Consider the following 12,142-nt stretch of genomic DNA (forward strand, 5'->3'; position numbering starts at 1 on the left):
ACCAATGCAGCGCGTGATGGCACTGGAGATGGTTATTCGAGCGCGACAGGACAGCTTTTTCTGAAATAAGTTCTATTTTGCTCTGCTTTCATCACCGAGAGGATGACAATATCGGTTATCATAAGGGCGTAACCCGGTTTCCTTTTGCTAGCGGTGTGTAGCATGATTGCGCTATGGCAGTTAAGCTATTATCACCTTTTGCAAATGATTACTGCCGGCCTGTAATACTGGCCGTTGATAGTTTCGCTGTTGTTGGATGCACAGGTTTTCGCAATGGATGAGATCGCACGCTTTTTACGCTCGTATCCACCCTTTGACCGCCTTCCCGAACAGGTTGTGCGTCAAATCGCCGGTGAATTGCAGATTGAGTTTGTGCGGGCAGGGCAGACCATTCTCACCAAAGGTGGCGAACCATCGTCGTTTCTGTACATTGTGTGTAAGGGTTCTGTCGATCTGCTGCGCAGTGAAGATCAGGTCGTTGATACGCTTGGCCCCGGCGAGGCGTTTGGTCATCCTTCGCTGATCCGTGGCCAGCCACCGTTGGTCACCGTTCGTGCACATACCGATACGCTGCTCTATTTACTGCCCGGTGCGATCTTTCATCGTCTGCGTGCTGAACAACCACAGTTTGCCGCGTTCTTTGCTGCTTCGGTTATCGAGCGGCTCGGCTATGCCCTGCAATCACGACAGTCGGAATCCAACCCTGCCCTGTTTCAAACCCGTTTACGCGATCTGGTGGCTCGTCCGCCGGTATCGATTAGCCCAGAAGCGACGGTTGGCGATGCAGCCCGTTTGATGCGTGACGAGCGGATTTCATCGTTGATTGTTGAACATACGCCTATCGGCATTATCACCGACCGTGATTTGCGCAATCGGGTACTGGCTCAAGGGCTGCCGGATACGACGCCGGTACGCCAGGTGATGAGTGTGCCGGCAACAACGATAGCGGCTGACGCGCTGGCGTTTGAGGGGTTATTGCTGATGCTTGAGCGAGGTGTCCATCACTTGCCCCTTGTTGATGGTGATCGGGTCGTAGGGGTCGTTACCCACACCGATATTTTGCGCCGCCAGAGCAACAGCCCGCTCTTTTTACCGCGCCTGTTGCAACGGGCGACATCGCTGGCCGATTTACGTCGTTATACCGATCAGGTGGCTGATGCAGTCTTTACCCTGACCGCTGCCGGAGCGCGGGTCAGTGATATTGGCCGGGTAGTGGCTGTTGCGCACGATGCTCTGTTACAACGCCTGATCCACGATGCCGAGGTGCAGCTTGGACCGCCGCCGGTGCCGTATGCCTGGCTTGTGCTCGGTTCCGAAGGACGTTACGAACAGACGTTACGCACCGATCAGGATAATGCGCTGGTGTACGATGACTCGGCTTCGGCAGATGATGTCCGTTACTTTGAGCAACTGGCTACCCTGGTGGTTGATTGGCTGGTTGAATGTGGTTTCCCGCGCTGTCCAGGCAACATTATGGCGACCAATCCTGAGTGGCGCCAGTCACTGGCTACCTGGCAACGCTATTTCCAGCGCTGGATCGAGATTCCCGATGAGGAGTCGTTGCTGCGTATTGCAATCTTTTTTGACTACCGGCAGGTGTATGGTCAGTTGCCCGCCGAACCTGTTCTGCGCACAATAACTCAGCACGCTACCGAACATCGCATCTTTATGGCTCGCCTGGCCCGCGCTGCGTTGCGACAGCCGGCGCCGTTGACCTTCTTTCGTCAGGTTGCGCTCGAACGACGTGGTGATCAGCGCGATCTGCTTGATCTCAAGCTGCGAGGAACGGCAATGGTGGTTGATCTGGCACGTTTGTTTGCCCTTGAAGCCCGTAGTAATGAAACAAATACGATTGCCCGCTTGCGGGCAGCCAAAGCTGCCGGCGTGCTGAGTCACGAAGATGCCGATAACCTGATCAGCGCGTTTGAGTTGCTCTCCAGTTTACGATTGCACCATCAGCAAAAGCAGATTGCGCTTGGTTTGCCACCGGATAATCTGGTCAATTTTCATCAACTGGGACCGCGTGAACGTCGTGAAGTCAAAGAGTCCTTGCAGGCGATTGCCTCTGTCCAACGTGGCGTGGCGCTGATGTTTCAAACTGATCGATTGGCGTAGAGGTTTCTATGGCGTTTTGGTCGCGACTGTTTCAACGCACGCCACCGGCTGATTTTGTGCGGGCATATGAAGCCTTTCCCGAACCTGATCGGCGTTTACCGTGGCGGGAAGTTCCCTATACTGTGATCGATGTCGAAACTACCGGACTTGATATCCGTCGTGATGCCTTGATTGCCGTTGGTGCGGTGAATGTTGAGAATGGGCGGGTTTTACTTAAACAGACCTGGTATTCGCTGATCAAACCGCCTCCTGATCGTGAACCGAGTATCGAAAGTATTCGGGTACATCATTTGACACCGGCAGAGCTACAGAATGCGTTGCCTGCAGAAGAGGTGCTTGCCGAGTTGCTTTGTCGCATTGCCGGGCGGGTGTTAGTTGTGCATGTGGCGCAAGTGGATGTTCGTTTCATTAATGCCGCACTGAAGCCGTTTGGTGGTAAGTTGCGGCGACCAATTCTGGATACTGCTCGTCTGGCACTTACACTCCATATGAATGCGCGCTGGTTGGGCGAACAACCACACGATATGTCCGATCCCGCAATTGAGTTGCGTGGTCTGGCAACGGCGCTTGGGTTGCCGGTGTATGCCCAGCATAACGCGCTGAATGATGCGGTGACAACAGCCCAGCTCTTTATCGCACAGGCAACGATACTGGCCGATCAGGGGCAAAGTAATCTGGCCGGTCTGATCCGGGCTGGAGGGGTGTAGGCACATCTGTGGCTGGTCGTCGCTGGGTGTGTGTTTAGTTGATAGTCTGACAATGGCGATGCCAGTAGTGTTGCCAGGCGAGAGTTGTACAACAAGTCAGCTCATGACATTTGAAATCATTCTGATCTTTTTCATCCTGCTCTGCATGATTGTACTTTTCACCACTGATCGAATCCAGATCGATCTTGTAGCAGTGCTCGGTATGCTTGCACTGATGCTCGGCGGGATTCTAACTCCGGCTGAAGCAGCCGCCGGTTTTGGTGATACGACGGTCATATTGATTGCGGCATTGATGATCGTTGGTGATGGGTTGCTGCAGACCGGGGTTGCGGCCTGGATTGGTAATAAACTGGGTGGTATCGCCGGGCAGAGTGAGCGTCGGATGTTGGTAACTTTGATGATTCCGGTTGCGTTTCTGTCGGCGTTTATCAGCTCGACCGGTACCGTGGCAATTATGATCCCGGTGGCGCTAAGCCTGGCTCGCCGGGCAGGGATCAGTCCTGCTCGTCTGCTGTTGCCTCTCGCCTATGCTGCGCTCACCGGTGGTATGTTGACATTAATTGGAACGCCACCCAATCTGATTGCGGCAGAGGCATTGGTAAGTGCCGGGCGGCCATCTCTCGGCTTTTTCAGCTTTACGCCAATTGGGATGACCATTCTGGTTATGATTACGCTCACAGTGGCCTGGTTTGACCACTGGCTGTTGCCGGTGCGTGATGTACCGGTGTCTGAAGTGGAGCGGGGGCCAACCCTGGCTGAACTGGCTGCTGACTATTTCCTGACCCAAGACCTCGTGCAGGTACGGGTGTTAGCCGATTCGCCACTGGCCGGACACACGCTGTCTGAACTGCGGCTCCAGAATCGCTACGGTATTACAGTTGTTGGGGTACGACGCTGGCCTGGATCACGGCCAGAACCGGGTTCACCACGGGCCGTTACATCGGCAACGCGGATTCTGGCAGGTGATCTGCTCGATGTGATAGGCGACGAAGGCGCAATCGAACGATTTTGCCGCCAGGAGGGAGTTGTTGTCCAGGCTCTATCGTCGAGTCTTCCATTCGGGCTAGACCTTCACATCATAGAAGTGGCATTAACACCGCGCTCGCGCTTTGAAGGGCAGACTATTGCCAGGGCTGAATTACGTCAGCTTTTCGGTGTGACCGTGTTGGGTGTACGGCGCCTCGGTCAGCCATTTCAAGGCGATCTTGTCAACGAGCCGTTACGCTTCGGTGATACGCTGCTGGTGGCAGGTGCTCCCAATCAATTACAGGAAATTGTTCGGACACAGCAAACCGCTGGCGATCTGGTGGTGGTCGCCTTCCCATGCGATATGGCAATAACCGGTCGGCAACTTGATTGGCGTTCCTGGCTGGCAATTACTATCATGCTCCTCATGTTGATCGTGATGGCTGCCGGTTGGTTGCCGATTGTGACCGTCGCCTTGCTGGCCGCGGTCGCCATGGTGTTGAGCGGTTGCGTGCCGCTCAGTGGGGTCTATCGTCGGCTCAACTGGGAGAGTCTGGTCCTGATTGCTGCGATGCTGCCAATGGCAACTGCGCTCACGAAGACTGGCGGGGCAGCGTTCATCGCTGAACAACTGGTCAGTGTGCTGGGTGACTTTTCACCATTGGTTGTGCTGGCCGGTATCTTCATCGTTACCAGCCTGTTGAGCCAGTTCATCTCGGATACGGCGACTGCCGTTCTCATTATACCGATTGCCCTCGGCGTTGCTGATCAATTGACCCTGGCCCCCGAACCTCTATTGATCACGGCAGCACTTGCAGCCTCGACCGCCTTTGCCACCCCGATTGCTTCCCCGGTGAATACGCTGGTGCTGGCACCAGGTGAATATCGCTTTATTGACTATGTCCGAGCTGGTGTCCCGTTGCAATTGCTCGTGATGGTAATTAGTCTGATTCTGGTGCCGGTCTTCTTTCCGTGGTAATGCAAGCTACCAGATTCCAGCCATCTCCCACACCCGTCCGGCGAGGAGATCAACCGCAGCCTCGTCGGCACAAATCGCAATACCTATACTGTCAGGGCGGGTTGGGTAGATACGACTGGTGATCGAACGGCGTTCGTTGGCAAAGACTTCAATCAGCGAGGCATCAAGAAAGATGCGCAGCACTAACGGCTCATCGTTGTGCAGAGCAAGGGGGGCGTGGTGAGCGTCACGCCAGACATCACCGGCCAGACTCGACCGGCGCCGGTCGAGGGTGAGGGTTGCGGTTTGGCTGTTGTAGCGCAAAATGGTCGCTTCGCTGCCGTCGGGGCTGGCCCGCAGCATGACGGTGCACGTTCCATGCCGTGGTGGGCGCAGGACTAACTCTACCTCAAGCTGCGCACCGTGAACGGGCAACCAGTGGATGTCGTGCGGCATGACCCGCGTTACTGGGACAACGATCTCGTGTTGACGTAACTGCTGGATTTCATTTACCGGCAATGTTACGATCTGACCATCACCGGCTATCTTCACCTCGCGTGGTAGCGTCATCACCCCGGCCCAGCCTGCTGCTGCGATGGAATGATCGCTTCGTCCCTCCATTGACCAGGCAAACATGATGCGCCTTCCATCGCGGATCGGCATGGTTTGAGGCGCGTAGAAATGAGCGTCACCATAATCTAGTTTGTGGGTTGTATGCAGGACGAAGCGGCCATCCCAATACGCGCCGATCATCGCAATCGTGTAGTATGGTCGTTGATCCCAGGCCGAGCAGACGAGCACCTGCTGGTCGCCTAGCGCGAAAAAGTCTGGACACTCCCAGAGCAGGCCCGTCCAGACCGGGTCGAACTGACCGGCATCACCGATCAAGAGTGGACCTGCGTATTCCCAGTATCGTAAATCGGGCGAGCGATACAGCAAGACGGTACCACCCTGACCGCGAATACCCGACCCGATCAGCATGTGCCAAACCCCCTGTTCCTGCCAGACAGTATGGTCGCGAAAGCCCAGCAGATCGAGGTCTGGCGGTGGTGCAGCAATGATCGGCTCAGGCCACTTCTGCCAGGTTTGTAGACCATCGTGACTGACTGCCAGGCACGGTTGTTGTACTTCAGGCAACCGAAAGCCGGTGTAGATCAGGGTAGGTGTGCCATGATCATTCACGGCACAGCCCGACCAGCAACCATCAGCATCAGCACCACCTGGTGTCGGTGAAAGGGCAAGTGGCTGATGTTGCCAGTGGATCAAATCGTGACTGGTTGCGTGACCCCAATGGATCTGGCGATGATATGCGCCGGCGGGGTTGTACTGATAAAACAAGTGAAACGTGTCTTCCCATTGAATAAGCCCATTCGGGTCGTTCATCCAGTTTGCTGGCGGCAAAAAGTGGTAACGCGGACGTTGTTGATCGCCTGCCATAGGGTCACCTTCCCATGGAGATTGTCAGAACGGTAGTGTCTTATCCCTTCACCGAGCCTGCCATCAGACCACGCACGAAGAAGCGCTGGAGCGAGAAGAAGACGATCAGTGGCACGATCATCGAAATAAAGGCGCCGGACGTAAGCAGATGCCACTCCTGACCGAACTGGCCGAGCAGACTCAGCAGGCGTTGGGTAACGACCTGGACCCGTGGTTCAGCACCGAGGAAGACCAGCGCCACCAGCAGGTCATTCCAGGTCCAGAGGAATTGAAAGATGGCAAAGCTGGCCAGTGCCGGTGTCGAGAGTGGCAAGATCAGACGGGTAAAGATCGTAAAGTGGGTTGCGCCATCGAGAAAGGCCGACTCGAAAATATCACGCGGGATTGTGCTGATGTAGTTGTAGAGCAGATAGACGGCGAGGGGCAAACCGAACCCGGTGTGGGCCAACCAGACCCCAAGATACGTTCCGCCGAGTTGCAGTGCCACGTAGTCACGCAAAATTGGTACCAGCGAAATTTGGAGTGGCACCACCAGCATCGCCACTACCAGAATAAACAGTGCACGCCGACCGGGAAAATCGATCCAGGCGAAGCCATAGGCGGCGAACGCAGCAATTAAGATCGGAATGATTGTTGCCGGCAGGGCGACAGTTAGGGTATTGATCAGCGCGACCTCCATCCCAACCCGACTGCCGCCGGTCGGTGCTGCACGACCGGCAACGGGGAGACCGAGTACTGTGCGATAGTTATCGAGCGTAAAACGGGCCTTATCCGGATTGGTGACAACCGTCCACCAGCCGCTCGTTTTCACATCATCAGCCGGACGGAATGAACTGACCAGCAAACCGACCGTTGGCGTAATCCAGAATAGCGTGATGATAATCATCACCACATACACCATGAACGTGCCGAAACGAAAGCGACGGCGATGGCGTGGTGTTGCAAGAGTTGTCGTTGTCATCGGAAGGCCTCCGTCTGCTTGCCAAATTGCCGCAAGTTGTAGTACATCACCGGCAACACCGCCAGTAGCAAGATAATCGCAATGGCTGCGGCCCGTCCGTTATGCACCTGGCGGAACAATTGAACGTACTGCACATTGGCGATAACCTGTGTCCCGAAGTTACCACCCGTCATCGACTGTACAATGTCAAAAATCTTTAACGTAAAGAGGATGATCGTCGTGGTGACCGTAATCAACGTGCCCTGAATCGACGGCAAAATGATGCTGCGGAAGATTTGAAACTCGTTTGCACCGTCGATGCGTCCCGCTTCCAGCAAATCAGCGGGAATGGCTTTAATGGCCGCCGAAATAATGACCATCGAATACCCGGTCTGCAGCCAGACCATAATGATCACCAGAAAAAGGTTATTCAATGGCTGCAACAAGAGCCAGCCTTGCGATTCAAAGCCCAGGGCAGTGATGATCCCGTTTAACAATCCGATCTGGGTCGAGCCGGTCGGGCGATACTCGTAGATGAATTTCCAGATCACCGAAGCACCGACACCGGAAATCACCATCGGCATAAAGATCAGCGCCTTGCAAATTGTCTCAAAGACTGGGTGCGTTCGATCTACAAGCACGGCAATCAGCAGGCCGAAGCCGACACTCATACCGGTACCGAAGATCATCCAGAAGAGGAAGTTGTTGCGGTACGATTGCAACATCTCCTGGCTGGTAAAGGCGTAGATATAGTTATCAAGCCCAACAAAATTGAGACCACGGGCGTCGTAAAGACTGGCAATAAATGAGCGGATAGTCGGCAAAACCAGGTACCAGGTCAAAATGGCCAGTGCCGGACCCACGAACACAAAGGGAATCAGGCGCCTGCGCCAGGCCGGGTCTAACTGCTCGATCAGATAGTTTGAGAGTGTATAGAGCGCCAACACGCCACCGACACCCCACAAAATAGCAATAATGGCTGTAATCCACTGCGGGATCTGGGTGTCGCGGAGGAAGATAAAGACCTGATACAGGACAAAAAACGTAATGGCCGGCACAAAGATCGACACCAGGAGACGACCGAGGGCGGTTGACAAAAAGACCCCGATGCCGCCTACTTCTGGAGATCGGCTGATTTCACGTGTTGGTCGCATCAGAAATCCTCCTTGAGTGGCAGCATTGCCACTCTCTATCGCGATCGGGTAATGGAGGATGGCGGGTATACACTACCCGCCATGGCGAACTACCGACTACTGATTACGAGATGCGTCAATTTCTTGCAGGACGGTATCAAGATCGCGATTGCCACTTGCCCAGTCGGTCATTCCCTTCCAGAAAGCGGCATTCACTGCTGCCGGCATCGCGTCTGAAGCGTCGAAGCGTGCTGCCTGAGCTGCCAGGATCGCTTCGGCAACCTGGCGCTCAATCGAGGTTGGGTAGAGGCTCAGATTCTGATCCTTGTGCGGGAAGATACCACCACCCTGTCGGATCCATGGATCAGCAGCAGCACCAGTTGCCATGAATTCCATGAACTTGCGTACTTCTGGCCGATCCCGACCTTTCAGCATGACGAAAACGTCACCACCAACTTCGAGAGCCGGCGTTACGTTCGGGTCAATTGGTGGCATCACGAACAGGCCAACCTTGTTGTCCAGATCGGCTTTGACCGAATCCTGGAAGAAGTTAGTCACAAAGCTCCCTTGCATGTGGAGCCAGCAATTCGGTGGATCGGTGAAGAGGAAGGTTGCCGCATCACCAAAGTTGGTCAACACAATCGACTGCCGACCACCGTAGACATTGCCATCGGTGAACCAGGTTTCACCCAATATCTCGAAGGCACGCTTCACTTCTGGCGAGCTGAAGGGTAATTCACCCGAAATCCACCGGTCGTAGGTTGCCGTGGTTTGGGTGCGCAACATAATGTTCTCAATCCAGTCGGTGCCTTTCCAGCCGGTAGCAGCGCCCGACTCGATTCCTTCGCACCACGGCGTATGCCCGTTAGCCTTCATCCGCTCAGTTAGAGCTTTCAACTCATCCCAGGTGGTTGGTACCGTGTAGCCGGCAGCTTCGAAGGCAGGCTTGTTGTACCAGATGAATCCTTTGGCGTTAACGCGATGGAATACACCATAGGGGGTTCCATCGAACGTACCTAGTTCCTTCCAGAACGGTGCGTAGTTTTTATCAATCTGGGCAATGATTTCTGGCCACAAGGGAACAAGATTGCCCTCAGCAGCCAGCCGAGCAGCACCACCCGGTTGTGGAAAGCCGGCGATGTCCGGCGGATCACCTGCCTGTACACGTACAACAATCTGCGTATCGAAATCATTCACACCGGTGTAAATGACATCGATATCCGGGTTGGCGGCCTCGAAAACCTTAATGACTTCCTCAAAAGCATCGGCTTCACCACCGCCGAATGCACCGAGAATGGTGACACGCTTCTGCTCACCGGTAGATGTCTGATTTCCTGTCCCACCGGCCGGTTGGGTTGGTTGAGTCGTTTGCCCACCGCCGCCACACGCCGCCAGTACAAGGCTGACCACAGCCATCAGCACAATCAGAAAGCTCAAACGCGAACGAAACATGGTTCTAGCTCCTTCCATGAGTTACAGTCAACTTTGACAATCCGTTAAAAAGTGGTTATTGTGACAAAGACACCTCCTTTCCATGACGTGTAATGTTACGGACAATAGCTATACTGATGCCCGTTCAATCAACGGGCAGGGGATATAGTGCTGAGTCGGTGGCAGGCTCTCTCCTGCGGGCAGCGATTGCAATAGTTCTACGGCTCGTTTGCCCATCTCGTAGTGTGGTAGCTCGATGGTAGTGAGTGGTGGATAGAGTTGAGCTGCGATGAGTTCGAGATTGTCAAATCCAATAACCGCCATGTCCTGGGGAATGCGCAAGCCTAGCCGCTTGATCGCATCATACACGCCCATCGCCATCTTGTCGTTGAAGCAGAAGATGGCAGTTGGCCGATCAGGTCGTTCGAGTAGATTACGGGCTACGCTAAACGCATCCCGGGCATTGGAATGACAACTGCGTACTAGTGTCTGATCAAACGGTAAACCATAATCGGTTAGTGCCCGCCGGTACCCTTCCAGACGACCAAACAGAGCCGGCATTGGAATGATCTCGTTAATAAAGGCGATCCGGCGGTGTCCTCGCAGGATCAAGGTTTCCGTCGCAGTATAACCGCCCTGTACTTCGTCAGGAATGATTGCCGGTAACGACCGGTCGGCCACGAAGCAGTTGACCAGCATTGTTGGTACTGTCGTGATTCCAGTCGGTGGTGTTACTTCATGGTGATACATGGTTGCGTAAATCAAGCCCTCAACTTGGCGTTCTAGCATAAATTGCAGCGCTGTCTGCTCGATATCCTGCTGACCACTGGTATTAACTACCAGGAGCATCTGACGATTATTCCATGCGGCTTCTTGTGCGCCCAAAATCATGCGTACTGCATAGGGAGAGGTGACGACCTCGTCGGAGATCAGCCCTAGCGTTTGTGAGTGTCGGGTACGCAAACTACGCGCCACCGCATTGGGACGCCAGCCAAGAGTATGAATGGCCGCCCAGACCCGGTCGCGTGTTTCCTGACTAATGGCAGCGCTCGTAACATTGTTGACCACGAATGATACTGTGGTCTGCGAAACGCCGGCCAGTCGCGCCACGTCGTACATGGATGGCGGATGGTTCCGTTTTGGACGAGATTGGTCGTTCATTGACCGTATCTTTAGCTGAACTAAAACGAATTACTAATTCGACTTACAGGTTAACACAGTCTTACATAGTTTGTCAAGGGCTGATCAATAACCTGCCAGATTGGCTACTTCTCCCGCTCAGTGATGGGCGTGTCGTGGAGTTTGGAGTGCGGAAGCCATGCTTCCAATCCCACTGCGCTAGCTGGCAGGTGTGTGTTGTGCCAGTCACCCTGCTGGTCGCAGGGACGATGTGCATCCTCGTCATGGTCATCTCGGTCATGGTCATCTCGCCTGTTAATGATGCGTGCAATGACTTCAGTACTCTCGCTGAAATGACACGCTTATCCTGTCAGTGCTTCCTACCGGACGCCACACGGTGTGCAGAAACCAGGCTTCCGTACCAATCCGGCTGATTATCGTTCGTATGCATGGCACTTCAGCCCGTATGTTGCCGATGGAATGGTCGGTAGTTGCTACACTATCGTGAGCTATCTGTCGGCGTGGATGCTCTTTCCCGATCATCCTATCGTTAGGATGGATGAGATGTCTGTGGGCAATCGTAGCAATACGCTCAGCATAATTCCATCTTTGTTGATGTGCGAGCTAACTTTGCCGTACCACAGATTTGAACAGGGGTTGTTTCGTTATAATACCAGACTTGTCAATAGTTACCAAATGGCACAAATCACGCTGCACCGTCGGCAGCACAGGATGTCAGCAGCATAATTGCTGTCCACTCACAGCGCGTAGGATGATTGACGCCGATTATCAGCATTGAGAGGAGTGTATGACAGTGCGCTCTCTGCGTCCTGCCGGGCTATGTCTGTATGTATGAAACATTCCCCACCTGGCGGTTCTGACCGCATAGCGTAGAGGTAGCAGGCTGCGCAACCTGCCCCAGGGTATCTGATAATTTACTCACTGTAGTGTTGTCTCTTCTACATGGCGAGGCAAAGATAGATTATATGCACCGTGTAGCGCAATACTGGCGCTTGCCCTACACGGTGCTGAGGCAAACCCTACTTTGCGAGGTTATGGCAACTCACGTTGCTAGAACTCATTTCAAAAAACGCTGTACTGTCACGCTCTCACAACCATCTCCGGTGCCATCATGCGCTGGATTGGTTGCCTTGCCCGCTCATTATGCGCGTGTCGCGACGTTTGGAGTGCGGCAGCCATGCTGCCGCGCCAGCCGTGCTCGCGATCTGGCACGTGTCAGGTCATTGACCCGGCTGGTCATGCGAATGCCGGGTGTCCTCGTCACGATCATGGAAGCGGTCGGCATTGAATGTGATACCTTCCTAGTAGATGTTTT

The 12,142-nt window shown here is 54.3% G+C and carries 8 protein-coding genes and 1 pseudogene; 4 read left to right on the forward strand and 5 right to left on the reverse strand.

Translation table 11 applies throughout. The features are described 5' to 3' along the window. Nucleotides 1-273: 273 nt before the first annotated feature. The 3 genes from VAE55_RS15010 (at nt 274) to VAE55_RS15020 (ending at nt 4,767) form a co-directional block, all read left to right on the forward strand. Nucleotides 274-2,115 (forward strand): DUF294 nucleotidyltransferase-like domain-containing protein, encoded by a 1,842-nt coding sequence (locus VAE55_RS15010; protein ID WP_322816550.1) that lies wholly within the window; start codon nt 274-276, stop codon nt 2,113-2,115. Nucleotides 2,116-2,123: 8 nt separating this feature from the next. After that, on the forward strand, nt 2,124-2,822 hold the full coding sequence (locus VAE55_RS15015) for a 3'-5' exonuclease (protein ID WP_322816551.1): 699 nt from the start codon (nt 2,124-2,126) through the stop codon (nt 2,820-2,822). Nucleotides 2,823-2,925: 103 nt separating this feature from the next. Further along, complete coding sequence (locus VAE55_RS15020; protein WP_322816552.1) at nt 2,926-4,767, forward strand: SLC13 family permease; 1,842 nt, start codon at nt 2,926-2,928, stop codon at nt 4,765-4,767. Between the two features lie 6 nt (nt 4,768-4,773). On the opposite strand, the gene VAE55_RS15025 is transcribed toward VAE55_RS15020, so the two are convergent. The 5 genes from VAE55_RS15025 to VAE55_RS15045 all read right to left on the reverse strand — a co-directional run bounded on the left by VAE55_RS15025 (nt 4,774) and on the right by VAE55_RS15045 (nt 10,848). Next, complete coding sequence (locus tag VAE55_RS15025) at nt 4,774-6,183, reverse strand: glycoside hydrolase family 32 protein (RefSeq protein WP_322816553.1); 1,410 nt, start codon at nt 6,181-6,183, stop codon at nt 4,774-4,776. Between the two features lie 40 nt (nt 6,184-6,223). Further along, the gene (locus VAE55_RS15030) at nt 6,224-7,144 is read right to left on the reverse strand and encodes a carbohydrate ABC transporter permease (protein ID WP_322816554.1); all 921 of its coding nucleotides are present in this window, start codon (nt 7,142-7,144) and stop codon (nt 6,224-6,226) included. Continuing rightward, nucleotides 7,141-8,277: a sugar ABC transporter permease gene (locus VAE55_RS15035; RefSeq protein ID WP_322816555.1), complete on the reverse strand. Its 1,137-nt coding sequence runs from the start codon at nt 8,275-8,277 to the stop codon at nt 7,141-7,143. Before VAE55_RS15035 ends, VAE55_RS15030 begins: the two co-directional genes overlap by 4 nt. A 96-nt stretch (nt 8,278-8,373) precedes the next feature. Beyond that, nucleotides 8,374-9,708, reverse strand: a complete 1,335-nt coding sequence (locus VAE55_RS15040) for an ABC transporter substrate-binding protein (protein ID WP_322816556.1) — start codon at nt 9,706-9,708, stop codon at nt 8,374-8,376. A 108-nt stretch (nt 9,709-9,816) separates the two neighbouring features. Then, complete coding sequence (locus tag VAE55_RS15045) at nt 9,817-10,848, reverse strand: LacI family DNA-binding transcriptional regulator (RefSeq protein ID WP_322816557.1); 1,032 nt, start codon at nt 10,846-10,848, stop codon at nt 9,817-9,819. Between the two features lie 1,109 nt (nt 10,849-11,957). Here VAE55_RS15045 and VAE55_RS15050 point away from each other — a divergent pair. Next, nucleotides 11,958-12,142 (forward strand): annotated as a pseudogene (locus VAE55_RS15050) (hypothetical protein); the annotation flags it as partial.

This window comes from Chloroflexus sp., assembly GCF_034432675.1.
Taxonomy (GTDB): Bacteria; Chloroflexota; Chloroflexia; order Chloroflexales; family Chloroflexaceae; genus Chloroflexus.

Bases quoted from the DNA above. Each gene is read 5' to 3' on its own strand.
- VAE55_RS15020 (WP_322816552.1), top strand. From the start codon at position 2,926: ATGACATTTGAAATCATTCTGATCTTTTTCATCCTGCTCTGCATGATT.
- VAE55_RS15015 (WP_322816551.1), top strand. From the start codon at position 2,124: ATGGCGTTTTGGTCGCGACTGTTTCAACGCACGCCACCGGCTGATTTT.
- VAE55_RS15010 (WP_322816550.1), top strand. From the start codon at position 274: ATGGATGAGATCGCACGCTTTTTACGCTCGTATCCACCCTTTGACCGC.
- VAE55_RS15045 (WP_322816557.1), bottom strand. From the start codon at position 10,848: ATGAACGACCAATCTCGTCCAAAACGGAACCATCCGCCATCCATGTAC.
- VAE55_RS15030 (WP_322816554.1), bottom strand. From the start codon at position 7,144: ATGACAACGACAACTCTTGCAACACCACGCCATCGCCGTCGCTTTCGT.
- VAE55_RS15040 (WP_322816556.1), bottom strand. From the start codon at position 9,708: ATGTTTCGTTCGCGTTTGAGCTTTCTGATTGTGCTGATGGCTGTGGTC.
- VAE55_RS15035 (WP_322816555.1), bottom strand. From the start codon at position 8,277: ATGCGACCAACACGTGAAATCAGCCGATCTCCAGAAGTAGGCGGCATC.
- VAE55_RS15025 (WP_322816553.1), bottom strand. From the start codon at position 6,183: ATGGCAGGCGATCAACAACGTCCGCGTTACCACTTTTTGCCGCCAGCA.